Here is a 17,326-nt window from a genome sequence, read left to right as displayed (position 1 = left end):
ACGCGCGCGTGGGCGGCGGGTTGCCACGTGCACCGCCTGAGAAGCACGCGGGGCCCACCGGGAAACCCCGGCAAGACGCCCGGCCGGCACGACCCGGCTCGGGTCAGGTGAACCGGTCGGTCTTGATCGCCGCCACGAACGCCCGCCACTGAGTACCCGTGATCGTGACGTAGCCGGCGGATCGGTCCTTGCTGTCGCGAACCGCCGCACCACCGGCGACACGGCCGACCTCGACGCAGTTCGTGTCCTGGCCGCTGTAGCTGGACTTGCGCCAGTTCCCGGGGAGCTGCGATATCGTCATCCTGTCGTCTCCAGTGCCCTGATGACATCGGCGATGAGCTCCGCCGAGGCTTCCGGGCCCATCGCCACTTCCTCGCGAAGGCTATCCGCTGCGGAGCGGTACTCGACCAGGTCGTCCTCGTTGTGCAAGAACACGGACGAGCGGTGGTGTTCGAGCAGCACGATTGGTGGGCTGGACTCGAACTCGTAGAGCACGAACGGTCCTGCCGTACCCGGATGCCACGGAACGTCGTTACGAACGATCTGGACAGTGACGTTCTCCCAGTTCTCCGCAGTCTTGAGCAGGTAGCGCAGTTGGTCTGCCAATACCGCGTCACCACCCACCCGCACGCGCAGAGCACCCTCACCGATCAGCGCACGTAACTGAACCGGCGGGTTCTTGCTGAGGATGTCGCGCCGCCCCGAACGGAACAGGACTCGCGGTTCAACCTGCTCACGCGGCACCCCACCTGCGCCGAGGATTGCCCGGGCATAGTCGGAGGTCTGCAAAAGACCCGGTACCAGCAACGGTGACCAGTCGACGATGGTCGATGCCTCCCGCTCGCATTCCAGCATTCCCGCCATTTGCTGGGACATGCCCGGAAGCCCCGAGGTCAGCCAGTCGTTCTCACCGGCATTGCGCGCCAACTCGATGATGCGTTCGCGCTCACGCGCATCCACGCCCAATCCGGTCAGCACAGCGGAGACGTCCTCGGTCTTCGGGACGCGATGACCGTGCTCCCACTGGGACACCAGAGTGTGGGAGATGCGGATGCGCCGAGCCAGATCACGCAGACCGATCTGGCGAGAGGTTCGAGCCTCTCGCAGAGCGGCAGCAAGGGCACGGCCACGCGGAGTCCCACTGGTTGCAGGCATGAACCAATCCTAGCGAAGCAACTACCCATAGTCATGCGAACGGGGCATTGTGTAAGTGGTTGCGCAACCGTCATATTGGTTTGCAACCAAACAGCTATCGCTGGCGATCGAGAGGCGAGATCATGCCCCATCCCTTCACCTGGGTTCCTGCCGCGCGGCAGCGGCACGCCAGTTGCGATCCGGTGCCCGGTCCCGGCCGCGCGTTTCCGGCCGAGGCCACTGTCACGACCCTGTGCGGTCGGGAGGTGACCACCGAGCGGGGTGAGATCCCGTGGCTGTGGGAAACCTGCCCCGGTTGCGACGAGCAAGCACGCCAGCTCGCCGGACTGCCCAGCCGGGCCGCGATCGCCGAGCAAGCAGCACGCGTACGGGAGGGATCATGACCGGCCACACCCACCTGGTCAGCCTGATGCGCTACGCCCGCACGGCACTCGATCACGCCCTCGATGACGTGGCCGCCGGGCACTACAGCAACGATGAACTCGCCCACCTGGCCGCCGGATTCGAACAACTCACCCACGCCCTGCGCGGCCACGACCAACCCACCGTCATCGACGGCAACGCCGAATGACCGACCCGCCCGCGATCACCTGACCCGCCACCGACCCCGACGGCAACCCCACCGACAATCCCCGGGAAACGCCCCGGTACCGGGACTCCAGCACGAGCCAGGAACTACAGCGCCTCGCCGCTCGTTGACGAGACCGGCACGTTCTCCGAACCAACACTGCCGCCGCTGCAGCGCGTCCTCGACGGGCTGCGCGGTTGTCAGAAACCACGGTCCGGCCCGTAACCCCCGACACGCGGTACCCGGACCGTCGCCGCAGGTCGGTGTCTCCCCTTCCCCCGTGCACCGGCCTGCGGCTCCCCACCGGCCCGAGAGGCAACAGCAGCCGGGAGATGCGGGGCACGCCGTGTCCGGTCGATTCTGCCTCCGGCTCAGGATTGGACAGTTTCCCGCGAAATCGATCGTCACCTACTGCCGAAGCGGTGTCGACATTGCCAAAGTTGTCCGAATTATCGGGAATTCGGGGCGCGCTCCACACCGGCATCCGCTTGACCTGCGAGTATGCTCACCGAACATTACGCCTGATGGTTCTCGCCGTCATGTGTGCTGTGCCGCGCGCGAAGGCGGGTGAACCGCAGCATCGCCAGCCCGAGCAGTACACCCCACACCAGAAACCACATGTCCCAGATGTAGAGAGTTGATCCACCCTCTCGTGAGCGTACGCGGTACGGAGTGAACGGAACTTTCGTCACATCTATCGAGGCGAAAGTTCCGTTCACTCCGTCTGTCGCGCCGCTGTGCAGCTCCTTCACATCGTGCGTTGAACTTCCGTACCATGATCAGTACAGTCCGATCACCGGAAGGCGCACGCGCGCGCACGCGAACGGCTGGGGGACGCGAACCCGTCATGACGGACTCGCAACAGGTGGCAAGCAGCCTGTCGGCCACCAACAACGCCATGCAGGAGATCATCAGCTCGGCGGGCCAAGGCCAGTTCCAGGTCACCCCCGAAGCCGGCGACGAACTCATCACTATCTTCCAGGAGTACGCCGACTACCTGAATGCCCGACTCGGCGACATGCACATCGTCAAGCGGCGGACACCGCTGGGGGACAGCCCCGCCGGACAGGCCATCGCGGACTTCAACGAGCAGGTCGCCACAGGCGGCGAGGACTCCTTCGAGCAAGCAATCCTGCAGAGCCGTGAACAGATTCCGCAGGTGATCGAGGCCATCAAGAAGGGCATCGCCCTGTACCAGGAAATCGACGAAGGCAACGCCACCGGCTTCGGCGAGCGGGCACAGCAGTGAGGACGATCACAGTGCACAGGAACATGCGGCACTCGTCCGCTGCGACCGTACTCGCCACGGCAGCACTGGTTCTGTCGGCATGCGGCGACTCCGCCGGCAACACCGAAATTCCGGGTCAAGCCGCACCGAAGCCGACACAGTCGGAGCCGGACCAATCCACCGATCGGCCGTTGGCCGACGTCAAACCCTGTGAGGTCTTCACCCCCCACCAGGCGAAGCAACTCGGACTGAACGGACCAGGCGCCATCAGCGAGTTCGACGACTCCACCTGCAAATGGGATATAGGCGACCATTTGATCAACGTGTCCGTCTACAAGGACATGGCACTCGATGAGATCAACTTCTCCGGCGATGAGAAGACCTCGATAACCTTCCAGGGACACAAGGCCTTACTGGTCCGTCCGAACAAAGATCAGTGCTCACTTGCCTTCGCGACCTCGGACGCCACCTCGGTGTCGGTGAACAGCACAGTGGACGTCTCGGCACCTGCCGGAAAAGCCTGCAAACTGGTCAAGAAAGCCGCCCCCATGGTGGAAACCACCATCTTCGGCAACTGAGAGAAAGAACGACGTCCGAGGGGACAGCTCACCCTCGGACAGCATGCTCTCCAGGCGGAGGGAGTGTTCCACCGCGTGCTGCCAACGGTCGAGTGGTGTCTCCTCCGACCGCCGCAGGCCGGTGTCCCCTTCCCCGTGCACCGGCCTGCTCCCGATCCCTGCTGCGGGCTCGCGGGCGCCTGCCGCCGCCGGAAAGCACCCGTCCGACGCCCCCACGGCGCCCCGGTGAACGATTCCCTCACGATCACCCACATGCGTGATCATCTGTGTCACCGTCGGGACAGGTTGCCGTAGCGCGAAAGGAGCTCCGCGTGGCCACTCTCGGTCTGCACCGGGACTTCCTGCCCCAGTACGCCAAGCTGGACAAGAGCGTGCGGGACCGGGTCGACAAGGTCTTCGGCAAGTTCGACGCCCACACCCACGCCGGGCTCCACCTGGAAAAGATCACCGGGGCGAAGGACTCGAAGATCCGGACCATCCGCATCACCGACTTCTGGCGCGGCGTGGTCGTCGCGCACGACTCCGGCAGCAGCTACCTGCTGCTCAACGTGCTGCCGCACGACAAGGCCATCGAGTGGGCACGCAACCGCCGCGTCACCGAGAACAAGCTCAGCGGCGGCATCGAGGTCCGCAACGACGTCGCCCTCGCCACCGCCACGCAGAACTTCCGCCGGCTCGACTCCGCCCCGGCAGAAGCGTCGGCGAAACTGTTCGACCACGTCTCCGACGCCGACCTGAGCCGGCTCGGCATCGACGACGACATCCGCACCATGTGCCGGCTGCTGCGCAGCGCCGACGAGCTCGACGCGCTCGGCAACCTCATCCCGGAAACGCAGTACGACGCGCTGGCCGGACTCGCCGCGGGGCTCACCCCCGAAGCCGTGTGGCAGGAACTCGCCCAGCACCACCTTCCCGCCGAGGAACCCGAGTCCTCCACCGGGGAAACCGGCGACACCGACGAGCTCGCCGCGGCGATGAAGCGCTCCCAGGGCTACATCGCCGTGGTCAACGACTCGGAGGAGCTCGCCGACATCCTCGAATGGCCCTTCGACCTGTGGCGGGTGTTCCTGCACCCGGCGCAGCGGCGCATCGCCGAGCACGCGCCCTACAGCGGCCCCGCGCGCATCACCGGCGGTGCGGGCACCGGCAAGACGGTGGTGGCCCTGCACCGCGCCCACCACCTCGCCCGCAACCCGGACCTGCCCGAGAACGCCATCCTGCTGACCACCTTCACCAAGAACCTCGCCGAGGAACTCGCCCGCAACCTCGACGTCCTCATCGCCGACCCGGTGGTGCGCTCCCGCATCGAAGTCGTCAACGTCGACGTGATCGCCCGCCGCCACATCCCCCAGGGCAGCGGCAAGATCCCGGCGATCATCGACCGCACCGACCGGCTCGTGCGCTGGCGGCGGCTGCTGCGCAAGCACGAGCTCGACCTGCCCGAGTCGTTCCTGGACCAGGAATGGCGCCAGGTGGTGCTCGCCCAGGAGATCACCACCGCCGAGCAGTACCGCGCCGCCGACCGCCGCGGGCGCGGCAAGGCACTCCCGCCCACGCTGAAGGACGCGCTGTGGGAGGTGTTCGCGGAGTTCACCGCCCAACTCCGCGAGGAGGGGTACTGGACGTTCGAGGAGGTCGCCGACACCGCCGCGCATGCCCTGCGCGAGCACACCGACAAGCCGTACCGGCACGTCGTCGTCGACGAGGCCCAGGATTTGCACCCCTCGCGGTGGCGCATGCTGCGCGCCCTCGTCGAGCACGGCACCGACGACCTGTTCATCGCCGGAGACACCCACCAGCGGATCTACGACAACAGGGCCTCGCTGCGCAGCCTCGGCATCCACGTGGCCGGGCGGTCGTCCAAGCTGCGCATCAACTACCGCACCTCCCGGGAGATCCTGGTGTGGAGCACCGCCCTGCTGCTGGGTGAGCGCGCCGACGACATGGACGGCGGTGAGGAGGACCTCGCCGGCTATCGCTCCAGCTTCCGCGGCGAGATCCCCGCAACCGCGGCCTTCGACGACAAAACCGCCGAGATCGCCGGCATCGTCGACCGCGTGCGGGGATGGCTGGCCACCGGGATTCCCGCCGAGACGATCGGCATCGCCGCGCGGACTTCCCAGTTCGGCAAGGACGTCGCCGCCGGGCTGGAAGCCGCCGGGATCGGCACGGCCCAACTCGGTGGCGACGCCGGTCAGGACGGCGTGCGGATCGGCACGATGCACAAGATGAAGGGGCTGGAGTTCCGCTGCGTGCTCGTCGCCGACGTCGGCGAGCGCACCGTGCCCATGCCCAGCGCGGTCACCGACGAAGCCGTCGATGCACAGCAGCACCAGCAGGACCTGCAGGCCGAACGCAACCTGCTGTTCGTCGCCTGCACCCGCGCCCGCGACTCCCTGTGCGTGACCTGGCACGGCCGGCCCAGCGAGTTCCTGCAACCCGTGCTGGACGCCGGGTAGGGCCGACTCGAAAGGAATCCGTCCGTATTGCGGCAGCCGCCACAGAACTCAGTGCTGCGGTGGGCTCGAAGGAGCCGGTGGTCCGACCACCACACCCGACAGACCGTACTTGCGGAGCACGTCGGGCCGTGGGGGCAGATACTTCCGGGCGACGAGGTAGCTCATCACGGACAAACCGAGCAGGAGTATCGGCAGGAGCATCCCGAGGACGATGGATGTCGTCGAAGCCTCCGTCGACTCGGTGGCGTGCACCGAGCCCCTGTGGGGACGAGATCAGAAGATCGGGCGAGCGATCCCGCGTGGACAGTGCTCTCCCGCTGTGCGCACCCCGACGGCCTTCGACGACAACGCCGGAGGCCGCTCGACGCATTCTCCCGATCCGTGCTGAAAAACCGGGTAGAGTCGCGGCTTGTCGAGGACGACTGATCGAGCAGTCCCGACCCTCCTCCGGCCGACTCCGAACCCCGAGCGAGAGACCACAGCAGCAATGAGCACAACCGAGTCGTCCACGACATCGGCACTGGAACACCACGATTACCCCGGACTGTTCCAGGCCGCGGACGCGGCATCGCTGCGTGGCCAGCGGAGCTACCTGCGAGCTGTCCGAGCACGTCTTGTTCTGTCGGTACTCGCGGCTACCTCGGCGGCGATCACGATCACCGTCGGCGTGGCCGACATCGCTGCAGTGGGCACAGCGCTGTTCTTCGTCAGCGCGCTCGGCATCGACATGCTGGTGTTGCGCGGCAAACCCAACGAAGCCTGGTACCAGGGCCGGGCCCTGGCGGAATCGACGAAGACCCTCGCTTGGCGCTACGTCTCCGGGGGAGCACCGTTTCCCCGGTCGCTGGACGCGGCGGAAGCCGACCGGATGTTCATCGAACGCTTGGGCGCGCTCCACCGCGACCTGGCAGCCGTGCGGCTGCTGCCGACACTGTCTGCGGTGATCAGCGAACGCATGCGGGAACTGCGCGCTGCTTCCCTGCCGGAACGGCGCAAGGTGTATCTCGCCGAACGTATTCAGGAACAACAATCCTGGTACGCCGACAAGGCCGTGTTCCATCAACGCCGAGCCGACATCTACCAGGCACTCGTGCTGAGCTTCGAAATCGCCGGTGTCGCCGCCGCACTCGCCAAAGCCTTCGGCGCGATCACCTTCGACCTGTCCGGAATCATCGCAGCCACCCTGGCGGCATTCGCGGCCTGGTCGGCGACCCGGCAGCACACCACCACTGCCAACGCCTACATCGTCGCCACCCACGACCTCGCCCTGGCTCGGGAACGTCTCCGGCACTGCACCGACGAGCACCAGTGGGCCAACGCCGTCGCCGACGCCGAAGCAGCGGTCAGCCGCGAACACAGCACATGGCGTTCCTCGCACGGCGGGCAAGCAGGGTAATCACCGTGGAACGGTGGTTCGGAGCCTACGGCGATCGGCACGCGCTCCACACTCGCCCGGAGTCTTCCGCCGTTCCGTGAAGATCATTATGCTCGGTGCTCCCGGTCGACCCGAATGATCCCTGGGGGCATCCGTGGCCGAGGCAGCAGGATACGACGCGTTCATTTCCTACAGCCATGCTCTGGACGGAAAGCTGGCACCCACGATCCAGCAAGAACTGGAACGGTTCGCGAAACCGTGGTACCGGATGCGCGCTCTCCGCGTCTTCCGGGACAACGTCAGCCTGTCGGCCAGCCCGGGGCTGTGGTCGTCGATCGAGAGAGCCCTGGCCGGCTCCACGTGGCTGGTGCTGATGGCCTCACCGGAGGCGGCACAGTCGCCCTGGGTCAACCATGAGGTCTCGTGGTGGCTCGCGAACCGCTCCCCGCATCGAATCCTTCTCGTCGTGACCAGCGGCGAGTTCGTGTGGGACGAACAGGGGCGGGATGTGGACCGAGACCTCAGCACAGCAGTGCCTCCTGCACTGCACGGCGCGTTCGACGAGGAGCCGCGCTGGGTCGACATGCGATCCCTGCGCAATGCCGAGCAGGCAGACCGCTCCAATCCGACGGTGCGGGATTGCGTCGCCGACATCGCGGCAGCCGTTCGTGGCGTCGCGAAGGACGAGATCGTGGGCGAGCACATTCGGCATCACCGCAAGGCCATGTGGACCGCATGGTCCGGGGTGACGGCGCTCGCGATCTTCCTGGTGCTCGCCCTCGTCGCCTGGGGAATCGCAATGGTGCAGCGCAACGAAGCACGCACTCAGGCCAGGATCGCCACAGCCAGACAGCTCGCCTCCACCGCAGTGGCCAACTTGGACACACAGCTGGGGCTGGCTCAGTTGCTTGCCGTTGAAGCGTACCGACTGGACCGTAGCGCGCAGAGCCGTTCCGCACTGTTCCAAGCGGTCACAGCCAGTCCGCACCTGGTGCGCCAGCATCCTGTCGGCGCACCGGTCACAGCTCTGGCAAGCTCGCGTGACGGCAGCATCGTGGTGGCGGGAACCCGTACAGGGCGATTGGTGCGCTGGGACATCAACCGAAACGCTTCCACCGAGGTCACCGTCGGCGACAGAGCAGTCGTGGACATCGCCGTCGACGCCGACGGGCAAACGATCGCCGCCGCGGACGGATCCACAACCGTCCTGTGGGATACCACCACCGAAGAAAAGTCCACGCGTCCCCTCGATATCGAGGCCCGGTCCGTCGCTCTCCCGCCTTCCGGCAAAATCCTGGCCACACAGTCGGATTCGGGTGAGAGTCGGCAGCCTTCCGGGTCTTCCGTCCTCTCTCTGGTCGACACTCGGACCGGAAAGCAGCTGCACCGGAAAAAGATCGGGTGGAACTCGTACGGGTCCGGTTGGGATGCGCTGGGCATGCCCGATGATTCGACGCTGGCCCTCGTCGGTCCCAGCGGGCAATGGCGTCGTTTCTCCATGGAAAGTCTGGAGGAATCAGCAAGCCTGGAGAGACCGGGGTTTACTCCCGCAGGAAGTTTCCTCGGGGGGTTCTCCCAAGATGCCAGTCGATTCGGCTACATCAAATACGGCGACATCACCACGACCGCCACTCGCGGTACGCCCGAGGACGGTCTCACGGACACCGTCAACGTTCCGGTTGAGCAACCGGAGCACCTCATCATCAGCAATGACGGCACCTACGCTGCGGCCGCCGGAGGCGGAGCATTTCATCTCATCGAGCTACGGGAGAACACGTATGAACTGGCACAGACCGGACATGTGCACGTTGACACGGCACTGACCGGCCACGGGCACGTGGATGCGATCACCTTCCTGGGAAACGGTCCCATGCTCGTATCAGCCGCCGATGAGACTCTGACGCTGTGGAACCCGCACCAGTGGTCTCGCCTGAGTCGGGGACCGGCTCTGGACATGCCGTCGACCAGCAACGCGGGCGGGCCGCCACGGCTCGCTGTGACCTCCGGTGCGGAACGCATAGCCGTGGTCTCCGGCGACGGTGACCGGCCTGCTGTCCATGACCTGAGTTCCGCAGAACCTCAGCGCAGGAAATTGGATGTCGAGGGGCGCGACCTTCTCCCGGTGTGGAGCGCCGATGGCTCCCGCCTGTTCCTCATCGGCAGGGGAGGCGCTGCGACAGTCGTCACCGCAGGGCAGGTCACCGCACGGTGGCCGGCAGCCGGGGACAGCCCGATCATAGACGGACGTGTCACAGCCGATGGGGAGCGTCTCGTTCTGGTCGATTACAAGGGCGGCGTCCACGTTCGGGACGCTGAAAACGGTCAGGTAGTACGCACCATTGCCAGCGGATCTGGGATCGAGGAAATACTGACCGGGCAACGAGGTTCTGCAGCAGTGAGCAAGGATGCCCGCATGGTCGCCGTGATACAAGACCGCAAAAGCGATAGCGCTTCCCAGGGCAGTCCGGACCGCTTCGTGACGGTGATCGACACCGAGACCGAGCAGTCGCATCAATTGCCCGGGCAACAGGCAAGTGCCGTCGCCTTCAGCAGCAAGAACCTCCTCGTCCAGCGCGACAATGGAACACTTGAAGTGTGGGACCTCCGTGGAACGACCAAGCTTCGTTCCTTTCCCGGCGATACCGGATACACCCGTTCCCTGGCTCCGCTCGCAGGAACCAACCTGGTCGCACGGCTGCGGGCCGACGGCACCACGGTCATCGCCAACCTCACCTCCGGAAAAATACTGGGCTCTTTCTCCCTGCCTCCGATGACGCGGGGCTCTCTGATCAGTCCATGGAGTGCCACGGCACTCACCTCGACTTCCAGCGGTGACCTGCTGACCGCCACCTCCGGCGGCAAGCTCGTCCGATGGCGATTCGACGAAGCCGCGTGGCTACGGACCGCCTGCGCAACAGCAGGCCGTGGCCTCACGGCGGGCGAGTGGCGCGACATCATCGGCACCGAAGCACCCGATGACCTCACATGTCATCGATGAGCGGGCTGCGACGGTGCCGAACTCCCGCCCCTACCCGTCGGTTTGCAGCCGCTTCCTACGACGCGGCCCCCCGTCGGCGATCGCCTCGGGATCGAGGCCGACGTAGATCTCCCCGTCCTCCTCGTAGGCGGGGTAGAGCCGGATCGGCTTCTTGGCCGGTGGAGCCAACGGTTCCCCGGTTTCGAAGTCGAAGACGCTGCCGTGGCAGGAACACAGCAGCCCGTCATCGGTGACCCTGCCGCTCGACAGCAGGCAGTCGAGGTGAGTGCAGTAGTTGGAGGTGATGTAGATCGTTCCCTCCCAGCGCGCGACGGCCAGCTCGACATCGTCGACGAAGAAACGACGGACCGTCTTGTCGGGAACCTGCCCCGAACGTGCCACCCGAACGTAGTCCACGGAAAAACTCCCTCGATGAGAGCGCCACCAGGGATGGTGAAGGCGCTGACGGTAATGCCCGAGTATCGAAAAAAGGTCGGAGCCGCTCAGGACACGAGCGCGGCAAGGTCGATGTCCTCGTCGCGCAGCTTCGCCGGGTCCGCCCTCGCCTGCGCGGCAATGAGCTCCTTGGCCAGATACATCTCCGCACCACGTTCCACGGAAAAAGCCGCACGGACGACACCGGCATCCAGGTAGAACGCGACGAAGTCGAGGGCCTCCACCGAGCCACGGACGACCACCTCGTCCCACCGCTCGGCATGGCCCGCATACTGGAGACTGAGATCGTACTGATCCGACCAGAACCAGTGCGGATCGTCGAACACCGTCGTGCGACCGAGCATGTTCTTGGCGGCGGCCATGCTCTGCTTGTTGGCGTTGTCGAAGTGCTCGACCCGGAGTCGGCGCCCGAACAGGGGATGCCAGTGGCTGGTGATGTCCCCTGCGGCGAACACCCCGTCGATATTCGTGCGGCAGTACTCGTCGACGAGCACTCCGTGATCGTCGACGGCGATACCGGACCGCTCGGCCACCTCGATATTGGGCACCGTGCCGATGCCGATGACGATGACGTCGCCGTCGACGACGGTTCCGCGCCGGGTCCGCACGGTGACGCCGTCGGGTGTCTCGGTCACGGATTCCACCACCTCACCCGTGCGCAGATCGACCTCGTGGTCACGGTGCAGACGCGCGCAGACCTCCCCCATCTCGCGTCCGAGAACCGGTTCGAGCGGAACATCGAGCTGCTCCAGCATGGTCACATCCGCGCCTGCGGAGCGTGCGGTCGAGGCGACCTCCGAGCCGATGAAGCCGGCACCGACGAGGACGACTCGGCTGCCCGGTTGGAGATATCCACGCAGCCGCGCGGCATCATCGAGATCGCGCAGGTAAACAATGCGATCGCCCTCCACTCCCGGAAGGCGGCGGGCCCGGGATCCGGTGGCGATGAGAATCCCGTCGCCGGGAATTCGGCTCCCGTCCTCCAGCTCGACGCACTGCTGCGTCGTATCCAGCCGAGCAGCACGGACACCGAGGCGCAGTTCGATGTCGTGATCGGCACACCACTGCTCGTCGAGCAGGAAACCGTCCTCCGGTTCCTGCTCGCCGGAGAGATACTCCTTCGACAGCGGAGGACGCTGGTACGGGCGGTACTTCTCGTCGCCGACGAGGACGATCGGGCCGTCGTGGCCGCGGCGCCGCAGCGTGCGGGCGGCGACAGCCGCAGCCTGGCCGGCACCGATGGTGACAACTGTGTGAGGCATGGCGCTCTCCCTCCGTGGAGCGGACAACTAGTCGCGAACAGCCGGGGCTTCGGTGAGGACCCGGCGCTGCGGGATGACATGCACCGAGTCGCCCTCGACCTTGACCTCGTAGGTCGGCTGGCACTCCTCCTTCTCCTCCTCCCAGCCCGTTTCGAGGTCGAAAGCCCACTGGTGACCGGGACAGACCACTCGACCGTTGAACACGGTGCCCTTGGCCAGGGACCGCTGCTTGTGCAGGCACACGTTGTGCAGCGCGTACACGCGATCGCCGACCAGGAACAGGGCGATCTCCTCACTGCCGACCGTGACGACCTTCTTGCGTCCCCGGGTCAATTCCTCGAGGTGCGCCACATGAACCCACTCGGACATCGCGCTCTCCCCACACCGAATCCGTTGCACGTCCGAAAAACAGCGACGGCGGGAAGGGGCAGCCCCGCCTCCCCGCCGTCGGTGGATGACTACTTGCTGCCCTCGAGGTCGGGGGCCACGTAGTAGTCGTAGAGAGCCCGGGTGTAGGCAAACCGCATCTCGGCACCCCAGCGGACCAGCTGCAAGCAGCGCTGCTGCAGTTGCGGCGTGTCGGCGTGGTCGAGCACGATCTGATACCCGCGCTCACCGTGTACGACGTCCGAGGTGATGTGCAGCTCGAAGAACTCGATCTCGTCCTCGGTGAAGCCGTACGACTCGCGCAGCGGCACGATCTGTTTCTTGTAGATGCTCGGTACCTGAGACTCGAGACCGACGACGAGCGCCGCCGTGGCGGCCACGAAGTTCTCGCGCATCGCGATGGCGTAGCACCACGACTGCAGACCGCGAGTCACCGGGTTCATGTTCCTCGGGTCCTCGACGCGCTCCCGCGTCGTACCGCACGCTTCGGCGAACTTGATGAGAAGGTCGGTGTGCCGGACGTCGGCCAATTCCTCCTCGTACATGTTCTGCAGCGTGAAGTCCTTGGCGAAACTGAATTGTTCGGGGATGTTCGCGTAGATGTAGGAGAGGTAGTCCGCGAACGGCCCCACATAGTGGTAGTGATTCTCCGCCCAGCGGGCGAAGTGCTCGCGTGTGAGTTTACCTTCCGCCCATGCCGTGCTGAATGACGCGTCCTTTGCCTCGCGCCCCTTGATGGCGTCTTCGAGAGCGGTGCGGAAATCCTCCTTGGACAGGAGTTCGGTATCCCGGGTGAGTACTTCGGTCATCGGTTTCTCCTTCCGTGATCCCCGATGGATATATTAGGCGGGGACATGTCGTGTTCTTAGGGTTATTCGGCACAGGAAACGTCGGAGAATGTGTGCACAGTGACCACGGGGGTTCACAAGAGGAGGACACCCGCCACCGTGGCGACGGTGAGGCCGGTGACGACCGGCAGGAACAAACGGCGGGCCAATTCGATGACCGGGACTCTGGCGAAGCCTGCCACCGCAAGCAGTGAGGACCAGGCGATGAGTGTGCCGCCACCGGTCCAGATGGAGCCCATTTGGCCGATGGCAGCCAGCGTCTCGATGTCCACCTCCGAAACCGAGCCCATCGTTCCGGCGAGCGACCCGGTCAGCGGTAGTCCCGAGAAACCGGATCCGTCGAGTCCTGTGGCCATGCCGACGAGGAGGATTCCGATGCCCATCACCACGGGGGACTCGGGGATGGCATGTTGCGCCCGGGACACGAGGTCGAGAAGGAATCCCGGTGCCCGAGCGTCCTCGCTCAGCGACATGATCCGCCCTGCGAAGTCGGCGTTGCCGATGAAGAAGAAGCCCGCGATCGGGATGACGATGCCCATCGCCTTGAACGCGAAGACGAGACCGTCCACCACGTGCGTGGCCGACGTCTCCAGACAACCGCGACCGTCACTGGTGATGGTCACCGCCAGCAGGAGAAGCGCTGCGGTACCGCCGACCAGGCCGGCGGCATCCCCGCCCGAGGTCTCCTCGACGAGGCCGGTGAACTTGCCCAGGAGCATGTAGCCGACGAGGGCGGCGAACATGACGGGCACGAGGATCGCGAAGGTCTTCGACCGCGTGGCGATACGTCCTTGTTGCAGGGTGACGTCGCCCGCCGGAACGCGGGACAGCGTCGGCGCATCGTCCTTGCCGCTGGTGGGCACCCGATCGCCATGTCGAGCTTCGTCGCCCGTCCCCACGACGGTCCCGTCGCCGCTGTCGGCTCCGGCACGTCGGGCGGGAGCCTCTTCGGAGAGCACCGTGTCATCCGCGGAGCCCTCGCCACCGTTCTGTGCGGTGTGCAGCGTGCCGTCCTCGGCGGTGTTTTCCCAACGGGTCAAATGCGCCTCGCTCGGAGCAGCGATCGCACCACGCACCCTGATGAACACCAGAACGATGGCGACTCCACCGGTGATGAGCGACAGAAGCATGGCTCGATCGGTCACGGCACCCGTGTCCACACCGGCGGAGACCGCCGACAACCCCGGAGCGACCTGGATGACGTAGTCACTGGAAAGAGCCATGCCCTGCCCGGCGATCGCCATCGCCATCGCCGCGCCCATCGCAGGCAGTCCCGCCCGGATCGCGGCCGGCAACAGAATCGCACCGATCAACGGCACCGCCGGTGTCGGCCAGAAGAACAAACTGATCACGTAGGTCACCGCGAACACGATGACGAAGGCCAGTGACCCGTTTCGCATGATCCGCTGAAATGGCATGATCATGCGTTTGTCCGCCTCGAGAGCTCGCAGCGATCCGAGCAGAGCAGTGATCAAGGCGATGATGAGAAAGATGCTGAACAACTCCGACGCGGCGACCAGGCTCGCATTGAAGACGGAGGAGAGCCCCGTCGGAAGACTTCCGGTGAAGACCCAGGCCGTGAAGAACGTCGCCGCGACAGCCGGAACAACGACGTTCTTGCGCATGATCATCACGGCAATGATGACCACGACCCCCGCCAGATACACCCAATGTGCAGCTGTAACCTCCATGTGCGCCTTCCCTTCAGGCGCTCGGGTTTCATCCCGGCGCCACGTGGCACGGATGGCTGGGCACGATTCACCATTCGGAGGCCGTGAATCAACGAGACCCGTGCACATTCCGGCCGCCGGGGGTTGTGCATACTGACACCGGAAATCCCGGGATACTTCGTGTGCACGTCGCCCATGGAGGAAAGGGCGGGCAGGGCAATTCGCCCATGGCAAGTGATGCCGGAATCGCTGCAGACTCGGGTGAATGAGCGTCCGTGAACAGGAAATCGGCCCCCAACGCCCAGCTGTCCTCGCCGGCGAAGGGATGGTGTCCTCCAGCCATCCTGCTGTCAGCGCTGCCGGGGCACACATCCTGGCCGACGGCGGCAACGCCGTTGATGCCGCGCTCGCCATGGCCGCGATGTCCTGGCTCGTGTTGCCGGGACAGTGCGGCCTCGGCGGTGACGCCTTCGCCGTGGTACGGGAACCGGACGGTTCGGTCCGGACCGTGGGAGGCAGTGGCTTCGGCCCCGATGGCGGCGATCTCGACTTCTACTCGTCCCGGGAGTTGACCGCAGTCCCTCTCGAGGGGGCGCTGGCCGTGGCGGTACCGGGTGCCGTCGCAGGCCTTGCGGCGCTGCACGCCCACGGCGCGACGCGCGAACTTTCCGCCCTGTGGGGGCGTGCGACGGAGGCCGCGGAGCGGGGTGTTCCGTGTACCGCGAAGACACGGGCGGACATCGCGGCCCATGCCGATGTGCTCGGCCGGGATCCCGGAGCCGCCGGGGTCCTGCTTCCCGACGGCCGGATTCCCGAGGTGGGCCGGCGCCTGCACCACCCCGAGTTCGCGGCGACACTGCGCACGCTGGCCAAGAACCCCGCGTCCTTCTACACGGGCGACTTCGCCGAGCAAGCGGTTGCAACGCTGCAGGCAGGTGGCGCACCGTTCAGCGGTGACGAGTGGGCCGCCTGCGGACGAGTGGTGCCGGAACCGGCGCTGTTCGGCCGATACGGGGGCCACATCGTGCACCAGACACCGCTGCCGACACCGGGGTGGATGGTGCTGCAGCAGGCTGCGATCTGTGATCGGTGGATCGCGGGAATGCCCTGGCTGGACGCGGAAGCCGTACATGTCATGGCAGGTGCCGCGAACACCGCCTTCGCCGACCGAGTACAGCACTGCGGCAGCGACACGGATTCCTGGCGGGCGACGATGGAGTCGTCGGCGATCGCGGCCGCTCGGGACCGCATCGCCTTCGACAATGCCCCGACCGGACCCGTCGGCGCCCCTGACGGGGACACCACCTCCATGGTCGCCGTCGATGCGGAAGGGCGGGCAGTGAGCCTGATTCACTCGCTGGCCTTCACCTTCGGTGCACGCCTGTCGGTGCCCGGAACCGGTGTACTGCTCAACAACCGTTTGGGCCGGGGTGCCTATTCGATACCGGAGCACCCCAACGCGGTGGCTCCGCGCCGGCGACCCTTGCACACCCTCAACGCCTGGATCGTCACCGACGAAGCCGGCGATCTCCTGCATGTCGGCAACACACCGGGCGGCGATGGTCAGGTGCAGTGGAACATGCAACTTCTCTCCCACCTCATCGACCACGGATGTGACCCGCAACAAGCTGTCGACGCTCCCCGCTTCACCGTGTTCCCCGGCAGCGACGCCGATGTTCTCGGCAGTCCCCAGGAAGTACGGTGCGAATCCCGACTCGGTGACACGGTGCTGGAACGCCTGCGGCACCGTGGCCACGCAGTACGCGTCGACGGGCCCTGGGATGCCGGTGGCAGTGCCCTCGTCATCTCGGCCGACTCCGCGCGCGGATGCCTCCGTGGCGGCGCGGACTCACGCCAGGAAGGGGTGGCTCTCGGTGCCTGAACCATTGCCCGAAGCTCCTGCCCCGCAGGGAACCTACGGCCCGGCTCTCGTGCACGCGGGGATCGCTTTCAGTGCCGGAATGACCCCGCGCGTGCACGGTGAACTCGCCGTTCGCGGCATCGTCGGACGGGACCTCGATGTCGCAGCGGCGCAGTCCGCGGCGGCCATCGCTGCGCGAAACGCCCTGGCGGCGATCACCGGCGCGGCAGGCGGCCTCGAACGAATCGAACGCTGTCTGCGCCTGAGCGTGTTCGTGGCCTGCACGGACGAATTCCGGGAATTGTCGGCGGTCGCCGACGGTGCGACAGCGGCGATCGCCGAGCACACGGACACCGCAGCACTGCCGGTGCGCAGCGCGATCGGCGTCCGATCCCTGCCGTCCGGTGCGCCGGTGGAGGTCGAACTCACCGCCGCCGTATCAACACCGCCGTAGGTCGGCGAACACAACACAGCGAGCATCACCCCGGACTTCTTTCCGGTG

The 17,326-nt window shown here is 66.0% G+C and carries 17 protein-coding genes; 9 read left to right on the top strand and 8 right to left on the bottom strand.

The annotated features are described in order from the left end of the window. Positions 1 to 103: 103 nt before the first annotated feature. Positions 104 to 301: a DUF397 domain-containing protein gene (locus DFQ14_RS04100; RefSeq protein ID WP_114451719.1), complete on the bottom strand. Its 198-nt coding sequence runs from the start codon at positions 299 to 301 to the stop codon at positions 104 to 106. After that, positions 298 to 1,155: a helix-turn-helix domain-containing protein gene (locus DFQ14_RS04095; protein WP_114451718.1), complete on the bottom strand. Its 858-nt coding sequence runs from the start codon at positions 1,153 to 1,155 to the stop codon at positions 298 to 300. Before DFQ14_RS04095 ends, DFQ14_RS04100 begins: the two co-directional genes overlap by 4 nt. Positions 1,156 to 1,277: 122 nt before the next feature. Between DFQ14_RS04095 and DFQ14_RS04090 the strand changes: the two genes are divergently transcribed. The 5 genes from DFQ14_RS04090 to DFQ14_RS04070 all read left to right on the top strand — a co-directional run bounded on the left by DFQ14_RS04090 (position 1,278) and on the right by DFQ14_RS04070 (position 5,988). Next, on the top strand, positions 1,278 to 1,538 hold the full coding sequence (locus DFQ14_RS04090; RefSeq protein WP_114451717.1) for an HC3 family zinc finger protein: 261 nt from the start codon (positions 1,278 to 1,280) through the stop codon (positions 1,536 to 1,538). Further along, entirely contained in the window at positions 1,535 to 1,726 is a 192-nt protein-coding gene (locus tag DFQ14_RS04085; protein WP_114451716.1) for a hypothetical protein, read from the top strand. The genes DFQ14_RS04090 and DFQ14_RS04085 overlap by 4 nt, the downstream gene beginning before the upstream one ends. 844 nt (positions 1,727 to 2,570) lie before the next feature. Further along, complete coding sequence (locus tag DFQ14_RS04080; RefSeq protein WP_114451715.1) at positions 2,571 to 2,972, top strand: hypothetical protein; 402 nt, start codon at positions 2,571 to 2,573, stop codon at positions 2,970 to 2,972. Positions 2,973 to 2,983: 11 nt separating this feature from the next. Continuing rightward, positions 2,984 to 3,529, top strand: coding sequence for a DUF3558 domain-containing protein (locus DFQ14_RS04075; RefSeq protein WP_147275563.1), 546 nt, complete (start codon positions 2,984 to 2,986; stop codon positions 3,527 to 3,529). 311 nt (positions 3,530 to 3,840) lie between these two features. Further along, the gene (locus DFQ14_RS04070) at positions 3,841 to 5,988 is read left to right on the top strand and encodes a UvrD-helicase domain-containing protein (RefSeq protein ID WP_114451713.1); all 2,148 of its coding nucleotides are present in this window, start codon (positions 3,841 to 3,843) and stop codon (positions 5,986 to 5,988) included. Positions 5,989 to 6,036: 48 nt separating this feature from the next. Here DFQ14_RS04070 and DFQ14_RS21775 read toward each other — a convergent pair whose 3' ends face one another. Then, positions 6,037 to 6,189 (bottom strand): hypothetical protein, encoded by a 153-nt coding sequence (locus DFQ14_RS21775; RefSeq protein ID WP_158546650.1) that lies wholly within the window; start codon positions 6,187 to 6,189, stop codon positions 6,037 to 6,039. Between the two features lie 286 nt (positions 6,190 to 6,475). Here DFQ14_RS21775 and DFQ14_RS04065 point away from each other — a divergent pair, with 286 nt between their 5' ends. Both DFQ14_RS04065 and DFQ14_RS04060 read left to right on the top strand, forming a co-directional pair. Further along, on the top strand, positions 6,476 to 7,384 hold the full coding sequence (locus DFQ14_RS04065) for a DUF4231 domain-containing protein (RefSeq protein ID WP_114451712.1): 909 nt from the start codon (positions 6,476 to 6,478) through the stop codon (positions 7,382 to 7,384). Positions 7,385 to 7,517: 133 nt separating this feature from the next. Next, positions 7,518 to 10,361 (top strand): TIR domain-containing protein, encoded by a 2,844-nt coding sequence (locus DFQ14_RS04060; protein WP_158546649.1) that lies wholly within the window; start codon positions 7,518 to 7,520, stop codon positions 10,359 to 10,361. 30 nt (positions 10,362 to 10,391) lie between these two features. Here DFQ14_RS04060 and DFQ14_RS04055 read toward each other — a convergent pair whose 3' ends face one another. From DFQ14_RS04055 to DFQ14_RS04035, 5 genes are all read right to left on the bottom strand, one after another. Then, entirely contained in the window at positions 10,392 to 10,757 is a 366-nt protein-coding gene (locus DFQ14_RS04055; protein WP_114451710.1) for a Rieske (2Fe-2S) protein, read from the bottom strand. Positions 10,758 to 10,843: 86 nt separating this feature from the next. Then, entirely contained in the window at positions 10,844 to 12,058 is a 1,215-nt protein-coding gene (locus DFQ14_RS04050) for an NAD(P)/FAD-dependent oxidoreductase (protein WP_114451709.1), read from the bottom strand. A 27-nt stretch (positions 12,059 to 12,085) separates the two neighbouring features. Beyond that, entirely contained in the window at positions 12,086 to 12,427 is a 342-nt protein-coding gene (locus DFQ14_RS04045) for a Rieske (2Fe-2S) protein (RefSeq protein ID WP_114451708.1), read from the bottom strand. Between the two features lie 89 nt (positions 12,428 to 12,516). After that, the gene (locus DFQ14_RS04040) at positions 12,517 to 13,254 is read right to left on the bottom strand and encodes an iron-containing redox enzyme family protein (protein WP_114451707.1); all 738 of its coding nucleotides are present in this window, start codon (positions 13,252 to 13,254) and stop codon (positions 12,517 to 12,519) included. Between the two features lie 113 nt (positions 13,255 to 13,367). Next, a complete protein-coding gene (locus DFQ14_RS04035) occupies positions 13,368 to 14,984 on the bottom strand; it encodes a hypothetical protein (RefSeq protein WP_114451706.1) in 1,617 nt (538 codons plus the stop codon). 244 nt (positions 14,985 to 15,228) lie between these two features. On the opposite strand from DFQ14_RS04035, the gene DFQ14_RS04030 reads away from it, so the two are divergent. Together DFQ14_RS04030 and DFQ14_RS04025 are read left to right on the top strand one after the other, a co-directional pair. Beyond that, the gene (locus tag DFQ14_RS04030; protein WP_246195294.1) at positions 15,229 to 16,845 is read left to right on the top strand and encodes a gamma-glutamyltransferase family protein; all 1,617 of its coding nucleotides are present in this window, start codon (positions 15,229 to 15,231) and stop codon (positions 16,843 to 16,845) included. Next, on the top strand, positions 16,838 to 17,278 hold the full coding sequence (locus DFQ14_RS04025) for a RidA family protein (protein ID WP_246195292.1): 441 nt from the start codon (positions 16,838 to 16,840) through the stop codon (positions 17,276 to 17,278). Before DFQ14_RS04030 ends, DFQ14_RS04025 begins: the two co-directional genes overlap by 8 nt. Positions 17,279 to 17,326: the final 48 nt, after the last annotated feature.

This window comes from Halopolyspora algeriensis, from assembly GCF_003337235.1.
Lineage (GTDB): Bacteria > Actinomycetota > Actinomycetes > Mycobacteriales > Pseudonocardiaceae > Haloactinomyces > Haloactinomyces algeriensis.
This window is presented reverse-complemented; position numbering and strand designations above follow the sequence as displayed.